This window comes from Streptomyces globosus, from assembly GCF_003325375.1.
Classification (GTDB): domain Bacteria; phylum Actinomycetota; class Actinomycetes; order Streptomycetales; family Streptomycetaceae; genus Streptomyces; species Streptomyces globosus_A.
Map to the genome: position 1 here is coordinate 6,433,712 of NZ_CP030862.1, position 23,290 is coordinate 6,457,001.

Consider the following 23,290-nt stretch of genomic DNA (forward strand, 5'->3'; position numbering starts at 1 on the left):
CGGGCCGCGGGCCGCCGCCCGGGTCGGTGCTGTCAGTACGACTTCGGCAGGCCGAGGGTCTGGTGCGAGACGAAGTTGAGGATCATCTCGCGGCTGACGGGGGCGATGCGGGCCACCCGGGAGGCGGTGACCAGGGAGGCCAGGCCGTACTCGCGGGTGAGGCCGTTGCCGCCCAGGGTGTGGACCGCCTGGTCCACGGCCTTCACACAGGCCTCGGCAGCAGCGTACTTCGCCATGTTGGCGGCCTCTCCGGCAGCCGCGTCGTCGCCGGCGTCGTAGAGGCGGGCGGCCTTCTGCATCATCAGGCGGGCCAGTTCGAGTTCGATGTGGGCGGCGGCGAGGGGGTGCGCGATGGCCTGGTGGGCGCCGATCGGCTCCGTCCACACCTGCCGGGTGCGGGCGTACTCGACGGCCCGGGCCAGGGCGTGGCGGCCGATGCCGACGGCGAACGCGGCGGTCATGATGCGCTCGGGGTTGAGGCCGGCGAAGAGCTGGAGGAGGCCCGTGTCGGGGGCTTCGGCCTGGCCGCCGCCGGTGTCGTCGGCGCCGACGAGTGCGGCGGCGGGCAGCCGCACCTCGTCCAGGACGAGCTCGAACTGCTTCTCCGCCGCCCGCAGTTCCATGTCGATGGGCGAGCGGGAGAAGCCGGGGGCGTCGCGGTCGACGATGAACAGGCAGGGCTTCAGCCGGCCGGTCCGGGCATCCTCGGTGCGGCCCACGATCAGGGTGGCGTCGGCGAGGTCCACGCCGGAGACGAACACCTTGCGGCCGGTCAGCACCCAGTCGGAGCCGTCGCGGCGGGCGGTGGTGGTGATGCGGTGGGAGTTGGAGCCGGCGTCGGGCTCGGTGATGCCGAAGGCCATCATGCGGCTGCCGTCGGCGAGTCCGGGCAGCCAGGCCTGCTTCTGGGCCGGGGTGCCGAAGCGGGAGATGACGGTGCCGCAGATGGCCGGGGAGACGACCATCATCAGCAGCGGGCAGCCGGCGGCGCCGAGTTCCTCCAGGACGATGGACAGCTCGGCGATGCCGCCGCCCCCGCCGCCGTACTCCTCGGGCAGGTTGACGCCGAGGTAGCCGAGCTTGGCGGCGTCGGCCCACAGTTCGGCGGGCCGGCCGCCCTCCTCGGTGATGCGGGCGTGGTAGTCGCGGCCGTAGCGCTGCCCGAGGGCGGCGACGGCGGCGCGCAGCGCGCGGTGCTCTTCGGTTTCCGCGGCGGGCGCGGTGGCGGGGCTCATGGGCGGGGTTCCTCCTCCTGGACCACGGCGAGCAGGGCGCCGACCTCGACCTGGTGGCCGGGGCGGGCGTGGAGTGCGGTGAGCGTGCCGGAGGCGGGGGAGGTGACGCGGTGCTCCATCTTCATGGCCTCCAGCCAGAGCAGGGGCTGCCCGGCGGTGACGGTGTCGCCCGGCGCGAGGCCTTCGGCGACGCGGACGACGGTGCCGGGCATGGGGGCGAGCAGGGAGCCGGGCGGGGTCGCGTCCTCGGGCTCGGCGAACCGGGGGACGGGGGTGAGGGTGTGGGAGGCGGGGGCGTCGCTGCCGGGGGCGGGGGCGGTGTCGACCCAGACCTCGCCCGCGCCGTCGAGCCGGTCCGGCCCGCCGTCCGCTCCCCGGTCCGGCCCGCGGTCCGGCCGGTGCGCGACGTGGAAGACGCGGCGGACGCCGTCCGCTTCGAGGACGACGCGGTCCGGTGCGGCGCCCAGGACGCGGACGTCCGGCAGGTCCGGGAACTGCGGCGGCCCGCCGCGGACGGGCAGGTAGCGGACCTCGTGCTCGGTGTCCCCGATGCGGTAGCGGCGGGACTGCGGGCCGGAGCGGATGTTGCGCCAGCCGCCCAGGCGGGCGGCGAGCGGGGCGCCGGCGGCGGGTGCGGCGGCGGCGAGCGCGGCGGCCGCGGCGGCGAGGGCGGCGGCCCGGCCGGCGTCGGGGGCGGGCGCGGTGAGCGCGGCGAGGTGGCGGTCGTAGAAGCCGGTGTCGGGGGTGGAGGCGGTGAACTCCGGGTGGCGCAGGGTGCGTACGAGGAGGTCGCGGTTGGTGGCGACGCCGTGGATCCGGGCGCCGGCCAGGGCCCGGGCGAGGGTGCGGACGGCTTCGGCGCGGGTCGGGGCGTGGGCGACGACCTTGGCGAGCATCGGGTCGTAGTGGACGCCGACCCGGTCGCCCGCGGCGTACCCGGCGTCGACGCGGACCGCGGCGGTCCCGGCGGGGCCGCCGGCGGCGGCCGGTACGGGTACGGGTGCGGCGGCCGCCGGGATGTCGAAGGCGGCCAGGGTGCCGGCCTGCGGGCGCCAGTCCTGCGCCGGGTCCTCCGCGTACAGGCGGGCCTCGACGGCGTGTCCGGCGGGCTCGGGCGGCTCCGGCGGGAGGGCCGCGCCCTCGGCGATGCGGATCTGGAGGGCGACGAGGTCGACGCCGTGGACGGCCTCGGTGACGGGGTGCTCGACCTGGAGGCGGGTGTTCATCTCCAGGAAGTACGGGCGCCCGTCGGCGGCGAGCAGGAACTCGACCGTGCCCGCCCCCCGGTAGCCGACGGCCCGGGCGGCCGCGGCGGCCGCCTCGTGCAGGGTGCGGCGCAGGGCGTCGGGGAGGCCGGGCGCCGGGGCCTCCTCGACGACCTTCTGGTGGCGGCGCTGGAGCGAGCAGTCGCGGGTGCCGAGCGCCCACACGGTGCCGTGCCCGTCGGCGAGGACCTGCACCTCCACGTGGCGGCCGCGCTCGACGTACGGCTCGGCGAAGACCTCGCCGTCGCCGAACGCGGACCGGGCCTCGGCTGCTGCCGCGTCGAGCGCGGGCTTCAGCGCGTCGAGGTCGCGGACGACGCGCATGCCGCGACCGCCGCCGCCCGCGGCGGCCTTCAGCAGCAGCGGCAGGTCGGCGGCGGTGGCCGCCGCCGGGTCGACGGGGTCGAGGAGCGGCACCCCGGCGGCCCGCATCAGCTCCTTGGCGCGGGTCTTCGAGGCCATCGCCTCGATCGCGTCGGGCGGCGGGCCGATCCAGGCCAGGCCGGCGGCCAGGACGTCGCGGGCGAAGGCGGCGTTCTCGGAGAGGAAGCCGTAGCCGGGGTGGACGGCGTCCGCGCCGGCGGCCCGCGCCGCCGCGACGAGGAGGTCGCCGCGCAGGTAGGTGTCGGCCGGGGCGGCGCCCGGCAGGCGTACGGCCGCGTCGGCCTCGCGGACGTGCAGGGCTCCGGCGTCGGGGTCGGAGTGGACGGCGACGGTCGCGAGGCCCATGGCGCGGGCCGTGCGGAAGACGCGGACGGCGATCTCGCCGCGGTTCGCGACGAGGACGGAGGTGATCGGCACGGTCGTGGTCGTGGTCATGGGTCGGTCACTCACATCCGGAAGACGCCGAAGCCGCCGCGGGCGCCCTCGACGGGGGCGTTGTGGACGGCCGAGAGGCACAGGCCGAGGACGGTGCGGGTGTCGCGGGGGTCGATGACCCCGTCGTCGTACAGCCGCCCGGAGAGGAACACCGGCAGGGACTCGGCCTCGATCTGCGCCTCGACGAAGGCGCGCATCCCGGCGTCGGCCTCCTCGTCGTACGGATTGCCCTTCGCGGCGGCGGACTGCCGGGCCACGATGGACAGCACCCCGGCGAGCTGCTGCGGTCCCATGACGGCGGACTTGGCGCTGGGCCAGGCGAACAGGAAGCGGGGCTCGTAGGCGCGGCCGCACATGCCGTAGTGGCCGGCCCCGTAGCTGGCGCCGATGAGGACGGACAGGTGGGGGACGCGGGAGTTGGAGACGGCGTTGATCATCATCGCGCCGTGTTTGATGATGCCGCCCTGCTCGTACTCCCTGCCCACCATGTAGCCGGTGGTGTTGTGGAGGAACAGCAGCGGGATGTCGCGCTGGTTGGCGAGCTGGATGAACTGGGCGGCCTTCTGCGACTCGGCGCTGAACAGCACGCCGCGGGCGTTGGCGAGGACGCCGACCGGCCAGCCGTGCAGGCGGGCCCAGCCGGTGACGAGGCTGCTGCCGTAGAGGGGCTTGAACTCGTCGAAGTCGGAGCCGTCGACGATGCGGGCGATGACCTCGCGCGGGTCGAAGGGGGTGCGCAGGTCCTCGGGGACGATCCCGAGGAGTTCCTCCGCGTCGTACAGCGGTTCCTCGGCGGCCGGCGGCGCCGGGTGGGCGCGGCGGTGCTCCAGGCGGGCGACGATGCGGCGGGCGCGTCGGATCGCGTCGGGCTCGTCGAGGGCGTGGTGGTCGGCGAGGCCGGAGGTGCGGGCGTGCATGTCGGCGCCGCCCAGGGACTCGTCGTCGCTCTCCTCGCCGGTGGCCATCCTCACGAGCGGCGGACCGCCGAGGAACACCTTCGACCGGCCCTTGATCATGACGGTGTGGTCGGACATGCCGGGGACGTACGCGCCTCCGGCGGTCGAGTTGCCGAAGACGACGGCGACGGTGGGCACGCCGGCGGCCGACAGGCGTGTGAGGTCGCGGAAGAGCGCCCCGCCCGGGATGAAGATCTCCTTCTGGGAGGGCAGGTCGGCGCCTCCGGACTCGACGAGGCTGATGAGCGGGAGCCGGTTGCGCAGGGCGATCTCGTTGGCCCGCAGGGCCTTCTTCAGCGTCCACGGGTTGGAGGCGCCGCCGCGGACGGTGGGGTCGTTGGCGGTGATGACGCATTCGGTGCCCTCGACGGTGCCGATGCCGGTGACGAGGGACGCGCCGACCGGGTGGTCGCTGCCCCAGGCGGCGAGCGGGGACAGCTCCAGGAACGGCGTGTCCGGATCGACGAGCAGCTCGATCCGCTCCCGGGCGGGGAGCTTGCCGCGGTCGCGGTGGCGGGCCGTGTACTTCTCGCCGCCGCCGGCCAGCGCCTTGGCGTGCTCGGCGTCGAGGGCGGCGAGGCGTTCGAGGGCGGCGCCGCGGGCGGCCGCGTACTCGGGGGCGCGGGGGTCCACGGCGGTGCTGAGGCGGGTCATGGTCCGGTCCCCTCCGGGGCGGGCAGCAGGTGGGCGGGGATGTCGAGCAGGCGGGAGCGCAGCCATTCGCCGAGCGCCTTGGCCTGCGGGTCGAAGCGGTGGGCGGAGGCGGCGCCGGCGCCGAGGACGCCCTCGACGGTGAAGTTCAGGGCGCGGAGGTTCGGCAGGACGTGCCGGGTGACGGTCAGGCCGCGGACCTCGGGGAGGAGGTCGCGCAGCCGGTCCTCGGTGAGGGTGGCGTGCAGCCACGGCCAGGCGGCGGGGTCCTCGGCCCAGACGCCGATGTTGGCGTCGCCGCCCTTGTCGCCGCTGCGGGCGCCGGCGACCAGGCCCAGGGGGGCGCGGCGGACGGGGGCCGGCGGGGCGGGCGGCTTCGGTGGGGCGGAGGGGCCGGGTGGCTCGGCTGTGGCGGGGGCTCCGGCCGGGGCGGCCTGCCGCGGCCGGCCGCCCGCCGGGACCGGGATGCGGGTGCCGTCCGCGAGGACCGCGGCCGCGGCGACGGCTTCGGCGGGGACGGCGCCGGCCTCGAACATCCCGTACGGCTGGGCCGGACCGGGCGGGGCCGTCACGTGGAAGCCGGGGTAGCTGCCGAGGGCCAGTTCGACGGCGGCGGAGGTCAGGGCCCGTCCCACCCGCTCGGCGGAGGGGTCGCGGACCGCCAGCCGCAGCAGGGCGCTCGCCTCCTCCTGCGTGTCGGCGTCCCCGTGGTCGGTGCGGGCGAGCGTCCACCGTACGGAGGCCACCGGGGCGAGCGCGTCGGCCAGTTGCTCCCGGACGAGGGCCGCCTTCGCCTCGATGTCCAGGCCCGTCAGGACGAAGACGACCTCGTTGCGCCAGCCGCCGATACGGGTCACCCCCGCCTTCAGGGTGTCCGGCGGCGGCTCCCCCGCCGTGCCGGCGACGGCGACCCGGTCGGGTCCGGCGTCCGCGAGGCGGACGGTGTCCAGCCGGGCGGTGACGTCCGGGCCCCGGTAGCGGGCGCCCTGCGTCTCGTACAGGAGTTGGGCCGTGACCGTGCCGACGGTGACCGCGCCGCCCGTCCCCGGGTGCTTGGTGATCACGCAGGAGCCGTCCTGCGCGATCTCGGCGAGGGGGAAGCCGGGGCGCCGTACGTCGTGCGCGGTGAAGAACGGGTAGTTCCCGCCGGTGGCCTGCGTGCCGCACTCCAGGATGTGGCCCGCGACGACGGCCCCGGCAAGCCGGTCGTGGTCGTCGGCCGCCCAGTCGAACCACCAGGCGGCCGGGCCGGAGACGAGGGCCGCGTCCGTGACCCGGCCCGTGACCACGATGTCGGCGCCCGCGCGCAGGCAGGCCGTGATCCCGGCGCCGCCGAGGTAGGCGTTGGCGGTCAGCGCGCCCTCGCCCCAGGGCATCAGGTCGTCGCCCTCGACGTGCGCGACGGAGACCGGGACGCCGGCCTTGGCGGCGAGGCCGCGGACCGCCTCGGCGAGGCCGGCCGGGTTGAGGCCCCCCGCGTTCGCGACGATCCGCACGCCCCGCTCACGGGCCAGGCCCAGGCAGTCCTCCATCTGCCGCAGGAACGTCTTCGCGTAGCCCGCGGCCGGGTCCTTCAGGCGGTCCCGGCCGAGGATCAGCATGGTCAGCTCGGCCAGGTAGTCCCCGGTCAGGACGTCCAGCGGGCCGCCGGTGAGCATCTCGCGCAGGGCGTCGAAGCGGTCCCCGTAGAAGCCGGAGGCGTTCCCGATGCGCAGCGGGCGCCGGGGCTCCGGTCCGCCCGCAGCGCCCGGTCCGGCGCCCGGTCCGGCGCCCGTCACCGGGCGGTCCGGGGTGCTCGGCCCGGTCCCGCCGGGCCGGCGAACGCCTGGGCCACGTCCAGCCAGCGGTCGGCGTCGGCGCCCTCGGCCGCCAGGGCCAGGTCGGCGCGGTGGGCGCGCCGGGTGGCCAGCAGGCAGAAGTCCAGGGCGGGCCCGGTCACGCGCTGGGCGGCGTCCGGCGGCCCGTACGTCCACGGCTCCCCGCCGTCCGGCGGGACCAGCTCGACGCGGAACTCCTCGGCGGGCGGCGGGAGTTCCCACACGGAGAAGGCGTAGTCGCGGGCTCGTACGCCGATCCGGGCGACGTGCCGCAGCCGCGCGGTCGGGGTGCGGCGCACACCGAGGGCGTCCGCGATGTCCAGGCCGTGGGCCCAGGTCTCCATCAGGCGGGCGCTCGCCATCGACGCGGCCTTCATCGGCGGCCCGTACCAGGGGAACCGGGCGTCGGCCGGGGCGGCCGCCAGGGCCGCGCCGAGTGCGGCGCGGCCGGCGCGCCAGCGGGCCAGCAGGTCCGCCGGCGCCAGCGCGGCCCCCTCCTCGGCGCCCTCGTCCACGAAGGCCGCCGGGGAGCGCAGGGCGGCCTCGACGAGGCGGGCGAAGCCGGGCGCGTCCGTGAGGGAGACGAGGGCGGCCCGGTCGGTCCAGTGCAGGTGGGCGATCTGGTGCGCGACGGTCCAGCGGGCTGCGGGCGTGGGCTTCGCCCAGGCGGCGTCCGGAAGACCGGTGACCAGGGCTTCGACTTCCATGCCCTCCTCGCGCAGATCGGCGAGGACGGCGGCGGGCGGATCGAGTGGCACGACGGGGCTCCCCTCTCGGCGTGAGGGGAAGAGTGGCAGCGCGCGGCAAAACAATCAAGCGTGCTTGCATGATTCGGCGGAGGAGCACCGCGTTCCCGCCAGCCGTGGCAACTCCGCCGTATCCCGCGGGACTTGGAGCCGAGGCCCGGATCCGGCAGGCGTTGCGGGCTGCGGCCCCGAACGCACGGGGGCCGGATCCGGCCGTCCACCGCGAAGGCGCGAACACGCCGGGTAGCGGTGCGGATACTGAACGCTTCGGCCCCCCGCTCCCGGGCCCGGCCGGGCCCCGGCACCGCACCGCACCGCCGTCCACGTCACCCGACGCACGTCCACGTCACCGACGCAGAGGATGAACAAGCCGTGACCCCAGCCGACTTCTCGCTCCACCCCGACCTCGACGCGACCGCCCTCGCCGCGTTCACCGCCGCCCTGGAGAGCGGCGACACCGGCAGCCTGCCGCCCGCCCGCGCCGCCCAGGCCGCCGAATGCCGCGCCGCCGCCTCCTTCGGCCGCGTCAAGGTCGCCGGGGCCGAAGGCCACCTCCTGGACGGCGCGCTGTGGCGGCACCCCGGCGGCGCCCCGCGGCCCCTGGTCGTGATGCCCTCGCCGTGGAGCGACCTGGGCTGGCTCGCGTACGCCGTCCAGGCGAGCGTGTTCGCGGCCCGCGGGTACAACGTCCTCGCCTACAGCGCCCGCGGGTTCGGCGCCTCCGAGGGCGAGGCGGACGTGGCCGGGCCGCTCGACACCGCCGACGGCAGCCGCGCCCTGGACCACCTCGTGGAGCGCACCGCCGGGCCCGTCAGCCGCATCGGGTTCCTCGGCGAGGGGTACGGCGCGGCCATCGCCCTGCTCACCGCCGCCCACGACAGCCGGGTCGACGCGGTGGCCGCGCTCAGCGGCTGGTGCGACCTCGGCGAGGTCCTCGTCGAGAACCGGACCCGGCACACCGCCGCCGTCGAGGCACTGCTGCGGTCCGCCGGCCGGGCCCGGCTGAGCCCCCGCGCACAGAGCGTGTTCGAGGACGTCGCCGCGGGCCGCGACATCGGGGCCGTGCTCCGCTGGGCGGCGCAGCGCTCGCCGTCCGCGCACGCCAAGGAGCTCGTACGGCGGCAGGTGCCGGTCTACTTCGCGCACGCCTGGCACGAGACGCTCTTCCCCGCCAACCAGACGCTGCGGCTGTTCGAGGAGCTGGCCGGGCCGAAGCGGATCGACCTGTCCGTCGGCGACCACGCCCTCCCGGAGGCGGCAGGGCTGGCCGGGCTGCCCAACCGGATCTGGACCACCGCGCACCGCTGGTTCGACCACCACCTCCGGGGTGCCGCGAACGGCATCGACGAGGAGGGCGAGGTGCTCGGCGAGGTCATGTGGTCCCGGACCCTGGAGCCCCGGCCCACCTGGCCGTCCGTCACCGACCACGTCCGCCGCCTCTACCTGGCGGACGGCGGCGAGCTCGCCGACGCGCCCGAGGCGGGCTGGAGCGCGGGCGCCGTGTGCGGGGTCGACACGCCGGCGGTCGTCGCCGACGCGGTCGCCCGGTCCGGACACGCGGAGCTGGCGGGCCTGCCGCGGGCGTACCCGACCGGGGAGATCGACCGGGCCGTCACCGCGGTGTGGGTGGGGGACCCGGAGCCGGAGACGGCCCGGCTGCGCGGCACGCCCCGGCTGCGCGTCACGTACCGGACGGCGAACCCCCGCTCCGGGTTCGTCGCCTACCTGCTGGACGTGGCGCCCGACGGGACGGGCCGCCTCGTCACGCACGCCCCGTACGCCGACCTGGACTCGGCCCCCGGCAGCCTGGTCGCCGCGGACGTCGAACTCCAGGCCACCGCGTACGACGTGCCGCGCGGGAACCGGCTGATGCTGGTGGCGGCCGCCCGCGACCCGTTCTACGGGGACGTCAACCCGCCGCGCGCCACCCTGGCCTTCACCTCGCCGGAGGCGACGCCGTCGTACCTGGAGCTGCCGCTGGGCTGACGGTGCGGCCGGGACCCGCGGCGGTCAGGCGGTCCGTTCCCGTGCGCCCGCGCCCGCGCGGGAGCGGACCGCGCCCATGCTCGCCGCGATGACCAGCGCGATGGCAAGGGCGTCGAGCGCGCCGAGCGCCTGCCCGAGGACGAGGAACCCGGCGGTCGCCGCGATGGCCGGCTCCAGGCTCATCAGGACCGCGAAGGTCGGGGCGGGCAGCCGGCGCAGCGCGAGCAGTTCGAGGGTGTACGGCAGCACCGAGGACAGCACGGCGACGCCCGCGCCCAGCGCCAGCGTGCTCGGCTCCAGCAGCGCGGAGCCGGCCTCGGCCACGCCCAGCGGCAGGACGAGGACCGCGGCGACCGCCATGGCGAGAGCCAGGCCGTCCGCCTGCGGGAAGCGCCGGCCGGTGCGGGCGCTGAAGACGATGTACGCCGCCCACATCGCGCCCGCGCCGACCGCGAAGGCCGCGCCGAGCGGGTCGAGGCCGCCGAAGCCGCCCCCGCCGTGCCCGGCGAGCAGGGCGACGCCCGCCAGGGCCAGAGCGGCCCACAGCAGGTTGGCCAGGCGGCGGGAGGCGACGACGGACAGCACCAGCGGGCCGAGCACCTCCAGGGTGACGGCCGGGCCGAGCGGGATCCGGTCGATGGCCTGGTAGAAGAGCCCGTTCATGCCGGCCATGGCCACGCCGAAGGCGACGACGGTGCCCCAGTCGGCGCGCGTGTACCCGCGGACCTTCGGGCGGCACAGGAGCAGCAGCACCAGCGCGGCCGCCGCGAGGCGCAGCGCGACCACGCCCGACGCGCCCGCCCGCGGCATGATCACGACGGCGAGGGCGGCGCCGAACTGCACGGACACGCCCGCGGCGACGACCAGGGCGACCGGGCCGAGGCGGGCGCCGCGGCCCGCGGCCCGGGCGGAGGCGGCGGCTGCCGCGGCTTCCGGTTCCGGGCCGGCGGGGACGGCGGGACCTGCGTGCGTGCCCGCGGGGCCGGCCTCGCGGCCGGCCGGGCGGGCAGGGGCGGAGTGGGGCGCTGAGCTGGCTGCCGGCGGGCCGGCGGGTGGTACGGGCATTCCTCCACCCTAGGCCCCCGTAAGGACCGTCGCAGCATGTGCTTCCTTACAGCGGCCGCTCCGGGCGCTCCTGTGCAGGATTCCGCTCCGGCAGGGCTCCGGCGAGGACCTCGGCCAGGTGCCGGGCCCGTACGCCGCCGCCCAGCCCGGCGATCTGCGTCCGGCAGGAGAACCCGTCTGCCAGGACGACCGCCCCCGGCGGGGCGGCGCGCAGCGACGGCAGCAGCTGCTCCTCCGCGCAGGCCCGCGACACCTCCAGGTGCCCGCGCTCGAAGCCGAAGTTCCCGGCGAGGCCGCAGCAGCCGCCACTGAGCCCGCCCTCCAGCCCGGCCAGCGCGCGCAGCCGCCGGTCGGCTGCGTCGCCGAGGACGGCGTGCTGGTGGCAGTGGGTCTGCCCGACCGCCGGCCGGTCCACGCGCGGGGGCCGCCAGTGGGGCGCGTACTCCTGGAGCGCCTCGGCGAACGTCCGCACGGCCGCCGCGAGGCGCGCCGCCCGCGGGTCGCCCGGCAGCAGCGCCGGCAGGTCGGCGCGCAGGGCGGCCGCGCAGCTCGGCTCCAGGACGACGACCGGGCCGCGGACCGGGCCGACCGCGTCCAGGGTGCGGCGCAGCACGGCGCGGGCCCGGTCCAGGCGGCCGGTGGACACGTACGTCAGCCCGCAGCACACCCGCCCCGGCGGCACCCCGACCCGCAGCCCGGCCGCCTCCAGCACCGCGACGGCAGCCCGCCCCGCCTGCGGCGCCAGGTACTCGGTGAAGGTGTCCGGCCACAGCAGGACGCCCTCCCCCGCCCCACCGGACGGGCCCCGCCCGCGCCACCAGCGGGTGAACGTCCGGGCGGCCGGCCCCGGCAGCCGCCGCCCCGGCTCCAACCCGGCCAGCCGGGCCGCCCCCGGCAGCCCGGCCAGCGCCCCCGCCGGCCGCGCCAGCCGCAGCGCGGCGAGCACCCGCAGCCATGCGGGCAGCCCGCCCAGCGTGTAGTGGGCGAGCGGCCGGATCCGGCCCGCCCAGTGCCGGTCGAGGAACTCCGCCTTGTACGCGGCCATGTCCACGCCCACCGGGCAGTCGCTGCGGCAGCCCTTGCAGCCCAGGCACAGGTCGAGGGCCTCGGCGACCTCCGCGGAGCGCCAGCCGTCCGGCAGCAGCTCCCCGGCGAGCATCTCGTGCAGCAGCCGCGCCCGGCCCCGCGTGGAGTGCCGCTCCTCGCCCGTGACCCGGTACGAGGGGCACATCACCCCGGCCGCGCCCGGATCCGCGGACCGGCACCTGGCGACGCCGACGCAGCGGGCGACCTCCGCGGCGAGCCCGGTGCGCGGCAGGACCTCGAAGCGGAGGTTCTCGTCGAGCCGGGCGGGCCGGACGAGGATGCCGGGGTTCATGCCGCGGTGCGGATCCCACACGTCCTTGTACCGGCCGAACAGGTCGATCACCCGCGGCCCGTACATCCGCGGCAGGAGCTCCGCCCGCGCCTGCCCGTCCCCGTGCTCCCCCGACAGCGAGCCGCCGTGCGCGACGACCAGGTCGGCGAGCTCGCCCGAGAACGCCCGGAAGCGCGCCACCCCCTCGCGGGAGACCAGGTCGAAGCCGATCCGCACGTGCACGCAGCCCTCGCCGAAGTGCCCGTACGGCGTCCCGCGCAGCCCGTGCGCGGCGAGGAGCGCCCGGAAGTCCCGCAGGTACGCCCCGAGCCGGGCCGGCGGCACCGCGCAGTCCTCCCAGCCGGGCCAGGCCAGGCCGCCGCCCGGCAGCAGGGTGGCGGTGCCGGCGGCGTCCTCCCGGATCCGCCACAGCGCCCGCTGCCCGGCCGGGTCGGCGACGACGAGCGTGTCGAGCGCGTCCGCCGTCCGGGCCAGGCGCCGCGCGGCCGCCTCGTCGGGCATCTCCGCGAACAGCCAGGCCGCGCCCCGGGGCAGGAGTCCCGCGCCGGCGGCGCCGGGCACCAGGTCCTCGGCCATCCCCTCGACGGTGAGCGGCCCGTACGGGAGCAGGCCCGCCGCCGCGTCCGCGGCCGCGCCCTCGCCGGCGTACCCGAGGACCGCGAGGGCCGGGGCCCGGGGCGCCTCGACGAGGCGGACCACGGCCTCGGTGACCACGCCGAGGGTGCCCTCGCTGCCGCAGAACGCGCGGGCCACCTGCGCCCCGCGCTCGGGCAGCAGTGCGTCCAGGCCGCCGTAGCCGGAGATCCGCCGTGTGAACGGCGCGCCGGCGGGGGCCGCCATGCCCGTCCGGAGCACCTCCAGGCTGCCCGCGACCAGTTCCCGCAGCCCGGGCGGCGCCCCCGCCCAGCCGGTGCCGATGCGGTGCACGGCGCCCCCGTACGCGACGACCTCCAGCTCGGCGACGTTGTCGGCGGTGGTCCCCCAGGCCACCGAGTGCGCCCCGCACGCGTTGTTGCCGATCATCCCGCCGAGGGTGCAGCGCGAACGGGTGGACGGGTCCGGGCCGAAGGCCAGTCCGTGCGGCCGCACCGCCTCCCGCAGCCGGTCCAGGACGAGGCCCGGCCGCACGACGGCGGTCCGGGCCGCCGGGTCGAGCGACACCAGGGCGTCCATGTGCCGGGTCAGGTCCAGCACCACGCCCGTGCCCGTCGCCTGGCCGGCGATGGACGTGCCGCCGCCGCGCGGCACGACCGGGACTCCGGCGTCCGCGCAGATCCGCAGCGCCGCCGACACGTCCGCGGTGTCGCGCGGGGCGACCACTCCGAGGGGGACCCGCCGGTAGTTCGACGCGTCCATCGTCACCAGGGCGCGCGCCGCGGCCCCGAAGTCCACCTCCCCGCGCAGTGCGTCCCGCAATGTCCGCTCAAGGTCACCGGAATCGCTCACCCCTTCACCCTTCCACCGTGCGGCGCTCGTCTCACCGGGTGGACGCGCCTCCGACGGACGGTCCGCGACCGGATACGCTCCGCCCGTGGCTGAGATCCAGATTCCCGCTGACATCAAGCCCGCCGACGGACGCTTCGGCGCGGGCCCCTCCAAGGTGCGGACCGAGGCGCTGGACGCCCTCGCCGCCACCGGTACCTCCCTGCTCGGCACCTCCCACCGCCAGGCCCCGGTCAAGAACCTGGTCGGCTCGGTACGCCAGGGCATCCGGGACCTCTTCTCCCTCCCCGAGGGCTACGAGGTGGTGCTCGGCAACGGCGGCTCCACCGCCTTCTGGGACATCGCGACCGCCGGCCTCATCGAGCGCAAGTCCCAGCACCTCACCTTCGGCGAGTTCTCCTCGAAGTTCGCCAAGGCCGCCAAGCTGGCGCCGTGGCTGGACGAGCCGTCCGTGATCTCCTCCGAGCCCGGCACGCACCCGGACCCGGTCGCCGAGGCCGGGGTGGACGTGTACGCGTACACCCACAACGAGACCTCGACGGGCGTCGCCGCCCCGATCCGGCGAGTCGACGGCGCCGACGCCGGTTCGCTCGTCCTGGTGGACGCCACCTCGGGCGCCGGCGGCCTCCCCGTCGACATCACCGAGACCGACGTCTACTACTTCGCCCCGCAGAAGTCCTTCGCCTCCGAGGGCGGCCTGTGGCTCGCGGCGTTCTCCCCGGCCGCCCTGGAGCGCGCCGCGCGCGTCCACGCCTCCGGCCGGCACATCCCCGAGTTCTTCTCCCTGCCGACCGCCATCGACAACTCGCTGAAGAACCAGACGTACAACACGCCGTCCCTGTCGACGCTGTTCCTGCTGGACCAGCAGCTGAAGTGGATCAACGGCCAGGGCGGCCTGGACTGGGCGACCGCCCGCACGGCGGCCAGCGCCCGCACGCTGTACGGCTGGGCGGAGGCCTCCAAGTACGCCGCCCCGTTCGTCGCGGACCCCGCCAAGCGGTCCTCCGTCATCGGCACGATCGACTTCTCCGACGACGTCGACGCCGCGGCCGTCGCCAAGGTGCTCCGCGCCAACGGCATCGTCGACACCGAGCCGTACCGCAAGCTCGGCCGCAACCAGCTGCGCGTCGCGATGTTCCCCGCGGTCGACCCGGCCGACGTCGAGGCGCTGACCGCCTGCATCGACCACGTGATCGAGAAGCTCTGACGGGCGACCGCCCCGCCGGTCCCCGGCCCGCCCCGCCCGGGGCGGCGCCGGGCCCGGCCGCCCCGCCGTGCGGGTTGCGCACGCGATACCTTCAAGACCTCGGCAATTCTTGGAGGAAGCGGCGTGAGCGTGCGAGTGACGGCGGCCCCCGGCGGCGTGGACCCCTTCGGCACGGCCCGGCTGCGGCGCGGGGTCCTCGATTCGTGGGGTGCGGGCCCGGCCCGCTTCCGCGAGGACGCCAACGCCGAGGAGGACCTGGCCCTCGGCGGCTACCGTGACCGGCTCGTCGTCGAGTTGGCGCAGAACGCGGCCGACGCGGCCGCCCGCGCCCGGGTCCCCGGCCGCCTGCGGCTCACCCTGCACGCCGCCGGACAGGGCCGCGCCGTCCTCGCCGCCGCCAACACCGGCGCCCCCCTCGACGCCGCCGGCGTCGAATCGCTGAGCACCCTGCGCGCCTCCGCCAAACGCGAGTCGGCCGCCTCCGGCGACACCGTCGGCCGCTTCGGCGTCGGCTTCGCCGCCGTCCTCGCCGTCTCCGACGAGCCCGCCGTCCTCGGCCGCCACGGCGGCGTCCGCTGGTCCCTCGCCGAAGCCCGCGAACTGGCCCGCGAGGCCGCCGCGCACAGCCCCGGCCTCGGCGACGAACTCCGCCGCCGCGACGGCCACGTCCCGCTGCTGCGCCTCCCCCTGCCCGCCGAGGGCACCGCCCCCGAGGGCTACGACACCGTCGTCGTCCTCCCGCTGCGCGACGCCGCCGCCGAGGACCTCGTACAGAGGCTGCTGTCCGGGATCGACGACGCCCTGCTGCTGACCCTGCCCGGGCTCCACGAGATCACCGTCGACACCCCGCAGGACGGCACCCGCACCCTGCGCCGCGGCGCCGACGGCGCCTACACGGTGATCGAGGACTCCCGCGGCGGAACCCGCCGCTGGCGCACCGTCCGCCACACCGGCCCCACCCCTCCCGCGCTGCTCGCGGACCGGCCCGTCGAGGAACGGCTCCGCCCCTCCTGGACCGTCTCCTGGGCCGTGCCCGTCGACCCCGACGGCTCGCCGCTGCACCCCGGCACCGCCCCCGTCGTGCACGCCCCGACCCCCACCGACGAGCCGCTCGGCATCCCCGCCCTGCTCATCGCCACCCTGCCGCTCGACACCGCCCGCCGGCACCCCGCCCCCGGACCGCTGACCGACTTCCTCACCGAGCGGGCCGCCGACGCGTACGCCGAACTCCTCGCCACCTGGGAGCCCGTCTCCACCGGCCTCCTCGACCTCGTCCCCGGGCCGCTCGGCAAGGGTGCCCTCGACGGCGCCCTCCGCACCGCAGTCCTCGCCCGCCTCCCCCGCACCGCGTTCCTCGCCCCGGCCGCCCCCGCCGTCCCGGACGCGGACACCGCCGGGGACGAGCCGGTACGGGCCGCGCTGCGCCCCTTCGAAGCAGAGGTCGTCGAGGGCGCCGGAGCCGACACCGTCCGCGTCCTCGCCGAGGTGCTGCCGACGCTGCTGCCCGGCGGACTGGAGCGCCGCACCGAGCTGCGCACCCTCGGGGTCGGGCGGCTGCCGCTCGGCGACGCCATCGAGCGGATCGCCGGCATCGAGCGCACCCCCGAGTGGTGGCACCGGCTGTACGGCACCCTGGCCGGCGTCGACCCCGACCGGCTCTCCGGACTGCCCGTCCCCCTCGCCGACGGCCGCACCACCATCGGGCCGCGGCACGTCCTCCTCCCCGAGGCCGACACCCCGAAGGACCTGGCCCGCCTCGGCCTGAAGGTCGCCCACCCGGACGCCGCGCACCCGCTCCTGGAGAAGCTGGGCGCCCTGCCCGCCACGCCCCGCGCCATCCTGACGACCCCGCAGGTGCGGGCCGCGGTCGCCGCGTCCCTCGACGCCGGCGAGGTGTGGGACGAGGACGCCCTCGACCCCGACGAGCTCGCCGACATCGTCCTCGGCCTGGTCCGCGACGCCGACCTCGCCCCCGGCGACGAGCCCTGGCTCGGCGCCCTCGCCCTGCCCGACGAGGACGGCGAACCCGCCCCCGCCGGCGAGCTGCTGCTGCCCGGCTCCCCCCTCGCCTCCGTCCTCCGCGAGGACGAGATCCCGTACGTGGACGCCGAACTCGCCGAACGCTGGGGCGCCCAGCCCCTGACCGCCTGCGGCGTGCTCGCCGAGTTCCAGCTGGTCCGCGCCGCCGACGTCGTCCTCGACCCCGACGAGCTCGAACCCCGCGACACCGACTACGCCGAACCGGACGACGTCGGCCTCCTCGACGCCGTCGACGTCTGGTGCGAGGACGTCCTCGACCAGCTCCCCGACACCCCGCTGCCGCCGGTGGCCACCGAGATCACCGCCGTCCGCGACCTCGACCTCGTCGACGACGACTGCTGGCCGCAGGCCCTCGCCATGCTCGCGCAGCCGCCGCTGCGCGACGCCCTCACCCAGCCCGTGCGGATCCTGCTCCCGGACGGCACCACCCGGTCCGTACGCCCGTACACCGCCTGGTGGCTGCGCGGACACCCCGTACTGGACGGCCGCCGCCCCGCCGGGCTGCGCGCCGCCGGCACCGACCCGCTGCTCGTCGGCCTCTACACCTCCGCGGACGCCACCGGCTTCGAGGACGAGCAGGTCCTGCGCGCCCTCGGCGTCCGCACCTCGGTGTCCGCCCTCCTGGACGAGCCCGGCGGCGCGGCCGAACTCCTGGGCCGCCTCGCCGACCCCGACCGCGAGGTCACCGACCGCCAACTCCACGCCCTGTACGGGGCCCTGGCCGACCTGGACCCCGAGCAGGTCACCCTCCCGGACGACCTGCGCGCCGTGGTCGACGGCGAGGTCCGCGTCGTGGACGCCGCCGACGCGGTCATCGCCGACGCCCCCGACCTCCTGCCGCTCACCTCGGGCATGCCCCTCCTGCCGGTCGCCCCCACCCGCGCCGCCGACCTGGCCGACCTCCTCCAGGTCCGCCGCCTGTCGGAGACCGTCCCGGCCGAGGTCAGCTCCCCGGGCGAGGAACACGAGGTCCCGGAGGCCGTCCGCATCCTCCTCGGCCCGGGCACCCCGCACACCTACCTGGAACACGCCGAACTGGTGGCGGGCGGCGTGGAACTGGACTGGCGCCGCACCCCGGACGGCGTCCTGCACGCCTCCACCCTGGAGGGCGTCGCAGCCGGCCTCGCCTGGTCGGCGGGCCAGTGGCCCCGCCGCTTCGAGGTCGCCGCCCTCCTGGAGGACCCGTCCCGCACAGCAGAACTGGCCCGCGACCGCTGGTTCGACTAGGGCCGGTATTGAGTGGCCCGGCGCTCCCCGTGCCGGGTCTGGCCGAGCGGGCGCGGCAGCGCGCGGGCCGGCGGGGGCGTCCGACCCTGAGTGATACCGCCCTCTCCGCTCCCGGCCCGGGTGCGGCTGCCTTGCATGCAGCGCCTTGAGTGACGTGAGCAAGAGGCGCAGTCACGACGCCGCCGAAGTGGCTCCCCGAGCGACGACCGCCCGCCGGACAAGGAGGGCTCTCTGCCGGCCGGGCCGGCGCCCCATCGCCAACAGGGCCTCCCGGGGCGGTTCGGCTGGCTGCGCAGCCTTGAACCGACAGGAGGCCCTGTCTTCACTATGTGAACCACCGGGAGACCTCGGCCAGGAACAGGTGGTCGACTCACGCGTTCCGTGACAGGGCAAGATGCGATGGCTGACCGGCATTCGTGCGCCGGACGGGAATGGTCGCGGCCGGCGCGGATCCCTCGCCGGGACCGCTTCAGGACTTGCGCGGGAGCTCCCGGTCCTCAGAGTCGGCGACAGGGCCTTCAGCCTGCGGCCGAAGGGTCAAGAACTGGCGGGCTGCCTGCGTCGTCGCATGATCCACCGGTGGGCAGGCGGTGTCAGGACGGCGCCCGCGATGAACCCGAGTACGACGCTGTGGCTTGCGGCCGCGACGGTCCCGATGATTGCGCACAGGACCATGCCGGTGACAACCAGACCCGAAACCTTGAATCGCCGGGGTAGCTGATTCAGCCATTTCACCGTCGAGAGAGTCGCGAGGTATACGGTGGAGCCGAAAGCTGCCGACGCCAGAGCGGTTAGAGTATTCATTCCGCAACCTTTCAGATTCGGGAGCAGACATGTGTCCACGGCCGCCGCGGTCGGCCGTACTCCGAGTTCAGGATCGCTTGGTTGCCGGTCTGGTCACCTGCAGTATCCGTCACCGGCGCTGCCGCTGTAGATGCCGCTTCCGGCCAGGGCTGCCGCCGGCGTGAGGGGCGCCAGCGCGGGGTTGACCTTGAACTTGACGCACTGGTCGGTCGCGACTGCGTACCCCGCGACACCCGCGAGGGATCGACCCCCGACGACCGTGGCCGGGTGCGGCAGCCAGGACACCACAGTTCCTCCGAGGGCAAGAACCTTGGTCTCGTTCTTGTTGAAGTACACGGTGCCGCTGATGATGCCCCAGGTGTAATGGGGGTCGGCCACCACAGGGTAGGCCGTGTCGGGGCCGGTCTCGATGGTTTGGACGAGGGTGTGGCCGTCGAGGCTGTAGCTCGTGGGAACGGCCTTGCCGTTCGCGTCCTTTGCCCAGGGAGCATCGATGTGGCCGCGGGCCACGGCTCCCGCGCCTCCTGCGGAGGTGACGATGTCGTAGCCGCCGGCTCCGTCGGCCACCAGGGTGGCGCCTTCAGGCAGCCCGAGGTCGAAGCGCTGAGTGGTCTGGGCATCGGCGTTCTTGAGAGTGACCAGGGCCCGGACTCCACCATCGACGGTGGCCTGCGCGGCAAGGTCGGTATGCGCGGCCGCGTTGGGATAGACGGTAGTCCCTGCTGCCGAGGTTGTACCTGCGGCATCGACCGCTGCCGGTAAGCCCATCGTCACTGCCGAGCCGTCAGAGGCCGCCACGGCCACCCGCCCTTCAGCGCTGGAGGGAGTGGTCACCGTGACGAATCCACGATCCGTCGCCATGACCGTGCCCGTGGGGCTGCCGGGGGCAACATCGGTAGTCCCGGTGGCCTTCTGGATTATGGCCACAGCCTCTTCAGTCGTACTGACGGCGGGGCCGCCGCCTGCCGCAAAGGCCGGAGCCACGGTTCCGGATATCAGCGCCGTGGTGAGTAGCGCAGCACGAACCGAGTTCTTGATTTTCATGCAACATCCCCATGTTCTTCATAGTGCCGTGTCCGGTGGAACAGAATGAACACTATCGATCTTGACGGGATGGTCAACGGAATTGAGCAGCTACTGAGGTTTGCCCACCCAAGCACCCTCCGGACAAGACGAGAAGGCGCAGCCGCGGATCGCCATGGCGCAAAAGGGTCCACCAGGTCCGGCACAATTTGGTGGACATTTGGCCTGATCTCGGTCCGCGACCCGACCAATATTCCACAGCCGGCATTTCAAGTCGTTTTTGGAACCGTTTAAGCCAAGGTTAATGACGTGATGCACGCAGGTTCCGCCCAGGCTGGCAGGAAACCACCCGGGCCAGGGACCGGATTCCGGCCGGCCCCGTCTTGCCTCTCCCGGTGAGGCCGCCTTGCGCCGCCCCGACCCGTGCGGAAGAAACCGCCTGACGCCGCTATCGGTGTACGTGCCCCCACGAACCGGGGGGCTTCTCGAAGCAGCCCAGCCATGTGCGCGCCACGCTGGTGGTATCAGCCCCCGCCGTGGAGCCCGCGATCGCCGCGGGCTGGACGCCATGGCAGTCGGCCGGCCGGTCGCCGACGCCGGTGAGTCTGCTGTCAGTGGGTGAGGTCCCGTCTCCCAGTGAACTCCTCACGCCCGTCCGGCGTCGAGACGCCGGACGGCGCGGGGGAAGCGATGACTCGTCGTTCTCCGGCAGGCCGCGGCCTTCGGCGACCACGCAGGCGGCTCGTCGCCCTCAAACGGACGCCTCACACCGCAACTCCAAGACGGACGCTCCCGCAGCCGGACAAGACCGACGACGAGCGTCAGCATGCCGCGAGGCGGCATGTCGCCGCCCCGACCAGACAGGTTGTCACCCGCTCCGGCACACGGCCGCTTCGAGTGCCGGGGGCAGCGGGTACGGCCGCTCCGCTGGGAGCAGCCGCTGCGCCTTGGCGGCGTGCCCGCCCTGGACCAGTGCCGCGGCCTTGCGGACGCGGGGCGTGAGGTCGGTCAGGCCGACGACCCAGTCGTCGGCGAAGGTCCGGATCAGGTGGCGGCCGATGCCGACCTGGATGCTGTAGTGGTTCAGCGCCGCCCCGCGCGGCGAGCGCTCCGGGTCCCACTGGACGTGTACGGCCGCCCCGGCCACCGCCGCCGGGTCGGCGGTCGTCAACACGGCCCGCGCCAACGCCTCCTCCCAGCCCGCCCGCGTCATGCGGACTGCGAGCACCCGCTCCTGTCCGGGCTTGCGGGCCCAGTTGCTGCGGTGCATCAGCCACAGGAACGACGGCTTCACCCACGTCATCCGCCGGAACGAGAACGGCGCGGTGAACCGCCCCGCCCGCAGCGCCGCATCGGCGATGGCGGGCGGGTACGCCTGGTAGACCACGATGGTCTGCGCGTCGAAGTCGGCCCGTATCCGGTACTGCATCCCCACACTCCGCACCCTGCCATCCGCTGCGCGGACAAGGCGAGAGGATTTCCCCTTGCCTCGGTGTACGAGGCCACGACGTGGGTGACGCGGTCACGTAGTCGTGCGGCCGGCGGTTGTGGCGGGGCGTGTACGGCGTGATCCGTTGGTGCCGTGGGCCGAGGAGGGACCGGGCGAAAGCGTCGGCGCGGTGGCAGGAGCCGTTGTCGGGGACGATCCGCTCGATGCGCGTGATACCAGGTGAGTTGCGGTGAACCATCGGTGTCAGCGGGCGTCGGGGCGCATCGCGGCCGCGGTGTCGGTGGTGACAGTGAGCGGGTCGGTGAGCGGTCGGCCCAGCAGTTGGACGAGGTCCGGGGTGGTGTTGCTGAGGAATCCGTGGCGGACACTGGATGCGATCGAGGCGACCATCGGCGGTTGGAACGGCAACAGGGTGTCATCGGCGAGGAGCCGGTCCCGGTATTCGCCGAGCCCGATCGAACGGTGGGTGACTCCGAGGCTTTCGGCGATGTCGGGCGCGGTGATCGGTTCGCCGACCAGGTCGTAGATCTTGCCTGCGTGCGCGGTCGGATAGCCGGCCACGACGGCTGCGGCTGCGGCCAGGTCTGCCCGCGCGACCGCGGAGAGCGCGCCGTCGCCGAACGCTGATTCCAGGCCGTCAGGGGTCCAGATCAGCAGCGTCGCGAAGAGTTCGGCGTAGAGCCCGTTCCGCAGGATCGTCCAGTCGAGGCCGCTGGCCTTGATCAGGTGCTCGGTGGCCCGGTGGGCGAGCGCGAAGCCGAGGTGGTCACCGCCGCCGGTGAGGCTGGTGTAGACCACGTGGGTCACGCCGTCGCGCACCGCGGCGTCAAGAACGGCCTGGTGACGAGCGATGACCTGGTCGTCCTCGGCATACCCCGCCGAGACGAGGACCAGCGTCGAAACGCCCGTGAGGTCGAGAGTTGCAGGGTCGTCGAAGTCGAGGCGCCGCTGCCCTTCGGCGGGCGATCGACTGCCGCCCAAGGCGGGCACCCTGCGCTCGCCCAACTCCTGGAGCGTGAGGGACGCGAGCTGTCCGTTCGCACCGGTGACCATGATCATGGTGGTTCCGTCTCCTACCGTGGTTCTCTTCGGTAACTACGGTGAGGATCTTCAACCGACTGCGGTCGGCTCACAAGGAGGCAGTTTCGTGTCACTGACGCACACCGGTGTAACCCCTGGAACCGCTGGAGCCGCCGAACTTGAGCCGTGCGGACAGCCGGACCACCCCGACTGCGGGATCAGGGACGTCCTCGACCGGGTGGGTGACAAGTGGTCGGTCCTCGTCATCGTCGAACTCGCCCACGGCCCGCGACGCTTTCGGCAGCTCCAGCGCGCCATCGATGGAATCTCCCAGCGCATGCTGACCCTGACGGTGCGCAGGCTGGAGCGGGACGGACTGGTCCTTCGGACCGTCTACCCGACCGTGCCGGCCCAGGTCGACTACCGGCTCACGGAGACCGGCGCGAGCCTCACCCACCTCGTCAAGGCGCTCGCCGACTGGTCACTCGAACACCGCGCAGGCATCGCACGGGCACGCGAGTCCTACGACAGCGACCACCCTGGGAACGAGATCCGATGACCAGCGAAACGTCATCAACTCCCTGACCCGCGCCCCCCTGGGGGGCATGGGTGTACAGGTCAGTCCAGGGGGATGGCCTGGTGTGCGGACACGATCTCGTCGATCCGCCGGGCGAGGTCGAAGTCGGCGGGCGTGAGCCGGTGGCCCGCGTCGTGCGTCGTGATGGAGGCGCGCAGGTGGTCCATGCGGAGGTCGAGGTCCGCGTGGTGTTGGATCCGCCGGGAGCGGTCCGCGATGGTGACGATGGCGGCCACCGCCGCGTGGTAGCGGATCGGGTACGTGCGGACGATCGTCTCCCCCTGCCGCTCCCATCCGGGCAGGGCGGCGATTTCCTGCTCGATCTCCGCGTCCGACAGCACCTTGAACCCGGCCATGTCAGTTCCCCTCGGTCACGGGCGCCGGGATCCCGGCAAGTTCCCGGCCCACGGGGCACCCTGCCACCGCCCCCGCACTCGCGACCGACGGCTGCGCGGGGTCTGAAACCAGCCAGGCACTTTGTCGGCAGGGCTGCATCCCGTTCGGGTCGGCCGCCGCTGAACGGTGCTTTTCCGTTGCGGAGTTCGGCACGATAGGGAGTGATTGCCGGTTCCCGTAACGCC

15 protein-coding genes and 1 pseudogene are annotated in these 23,290 nt (G+C 75.1%); 4 read left to right on the forward strand and 12 right to left on the reverse strand.

Annotated features, from left to right (window positions below; all coding sequences use genetic code 11):
- Positions 1-32: 32 nt before the first annotated feature.
- From C0216_RS28480 to C0216_RS28500, 5 genes are read right to left on the reverse strand one after another with little or no spacing between them, the layout of a single operon-like run.
- Positions 33-1,235 carry an acyl-CoA dehydrogenase family protein gene (locus C0216_RS28480; RefSeq protein ID WP_114058012.1) on the reverse strand — a complete coding sequence of 401 codons (1,203 nt, stop codon included), beginning with the start codon at positions 1,233-1,235 and terminating at the stop codon, positions 33-35.
- Positions 1,232-3,319 (reverse strand): biotin carboxylase N-terminal domain-containing protein, encoded by a 2,088-nt coding sequence (locus tag C0216_RS28485; protein WP_114058013.1) that lies wholly within the window; start codon positions 3,317-3,319, stop codon positions 1,232-1,234. Before C0216_RS28485 ends, C0216_RS28480 begins: the two co-directional genes overlap by 4 nt.
- An 11-nt stretch (positions 3,320-3,330) precedes the next feature.
- The gene (locus tag C0216_RS28490; RefSeq protein WP_114058014.1) at positions 3,331-4,929 is read right to left on the reverse strand and encodes an acyl-CoA carboxylase subunit beta; all 1,599 of its coding nucleotides are present in this window, start codon (positions 4,927-4,929) and stop codon (positions 3,331-3,333) included.
- Entirely contained in the window at positions 4,926-6,704 is a 1,779-nt protein-coding gene (locus C0216_RS28495) for an acyclic terpene utilization AtuA family protein (protein WP_428985469.1), read from the reverse strand. The genes C0216_RS28490 and C0216_RS28495 overlap by 4 nt, the downstream gene beginning before the upstream one ends.
- A complete protein-coding gene (locus C0216_RS28500) occupies positions 6,701-7,450 on the reverse strand; it encodes a TIGR03084 family metal-binding protein (protein WP_114058992.1) in 750 nt (249 codons plus the stop codon). The genes C0216_RS28495 and C0216_RS28500 overlap by 4 nt, the downstream gene beginning before the upstream one ends.
- Positions 7,451-7,861: 411 nt before the next feature.
- Here C0216_RS28500 and C0216_RS28505 point away from each other — a divergent pair, with 411 nt between their 5' ends.
- Positions 7,862-9,475: a CocE/NonD family hydrolase gene (locus C0216_RS28505; protein WP_114058015.1), complete on the forward strand. Its 1,614-nt coding sequence runs from the start codon at positions 7,862-7,864 to the stop codon at positions 9,473-9,475.
- A gap of 24 nt (positions 9,476-9,499) precedes the next feature.
- Here the strand turns inward: C0216_RS28505 and C0216_RS28510 are convergent, their stop codons facing one another.
- Together C0216_RS28510 and C0216_RS28515 are read right to left on the reverse strand one after the other, a co-directional pair.
- Positions 9,500-10,540, reverse strand: coding sequence for an EamA family transporter (locus C0216_RS28510; protein WP_114058016.1), 1,041 nt, complete (start codon positions 10,538-10,540; stop codon positions 9,500-9,502).
- Positions 10,541-10,586: 46 nt separating this feature from the next.
- Positions 10,587-13,364 (reverse strand): FAD-binding and (Fe-S)-binding domain-containing protein, encoded by a 2,778-nt coding sequence (locus C0216_RS28515; protein WP_246042726.1) that lies wholly within the window; start codon positions 13,362-13,364, stop codon positions 10,587-10,589.
- Between the two features lie 85 nt (positions 13,365-13,449).
- On the opposite strand from C0216_RS28515, the gene serC reads away from it, so the two are divergent.
- Positions 13,450-14,568, forward strand: coding sequence for a phosphoserine transaminase (gene serC, locus C0216_RS28520; RefSeq protein WP_114058993.1), 1,119 nt, complete (start codon positions 13,450-13,452; stop codon positions 14,566-14,568).
- Positions 14,569-14,691: 123 nt separating this feature from the next.
- Positions 14,692-17,835 carry a sacsin N-terminal ATP-binding-like domain-containing protein gene (locus tag C0216_RS28525; RefSeq protein WP_114058018.1) on the forward strand — a complete coding sequence of 1,048 codons (3,144 nt, stop codon included), beginning with the start codon at positions 14,692-14,694 and terminating at the stop codon, positions 17,833-17,835.
- Positions 17,836-18,732: 897 nt separating this feature from the next.
- Here the strand turns inward: C0216_RS28525 and C0216_RS33630 are convergent.
- From C0216_RS33630 to C0216_RS28550, 4 genes and pseudogenes are all read right to left on the reverse strand, one after another.
- Complete coding sequence (locus tag C0216_RS33630) at positions 18,733-19,683, reverse strand: hypothetical protein (RefSeq protein ID WP_162793307.1); 951 nt, start codon at positions 19,681-19,683, stop codon at positions 18,733-18,735.
- 847 nt (positions 19,684-20,530) lie between these two features.
- Positions 20,531-21,091 (reverse strand): DUF4291 domain-containing protein, encoded by a 561-nt coding sequence (locus C0216_RS28540; protein ID WP_428985502.1) that lies wholly within the window; start codon positions 21,089-21,091, stop codon positions 20,531-20,533.
- A gap of 97 nt (positions 21,092-21,188) precedes the next feature.
- Positions 21,189-21,329 (reverse strand): annotated as a pseudogene (locus tag C0216_RS34785) (IS481 family transposase); the annotation flags it as partial.
- 26 nt (positions 21,330-21,355) lie between these two features.
- Positions 21,356-22,171 (reverse strand): NAD(P)H-binding protein, encoded by an 816-nt coding sequence (locus tag C0216_RS28550; RefSeq protein ID WP_114058022.1) that lies wholly within the window; start codon positions 22,169-22,171, stop codon positions 21,356-21,358.
- A gap of 88 nt (positions 22,172-22,259) precedes the next feature.
- On the opposite strand from C0216_RS28550, the gene C0216_RS28555 reads away from it, so the two are divergent.
- On the forward strand, positions 22,260-22,691 hold the full coding sequence (locus tag C0216_RS28555; RefSeq protein WP_114058023.1) for a winged helix-turn-helix transcriptional regulator: 432 nt from the start codon (positions 22,260-22,262) through the stop codon (positions 22,689-22,691).
- Between the two features lie 59 nt (positions 22,692-22,750).
- Here C0216_RS28555 and C0216_RS28560 read toward each other — a convergent pair whose 3' ends face one another.
- Positions 22,751-23,065: a 4a-hydroxytetrahydrobiopterin dehydratase gene (locus C0216_RS28560; RefSeq protein ID WP_114058024.1), complete on the reverse strand. Its 315-nt coding sequence runs from the start codon at positions 23,063-23,065 to the stop codon at positions 22,751-22,753.
- Positions 23,066-23,290 lie beyond the last annotated feature (225 nt).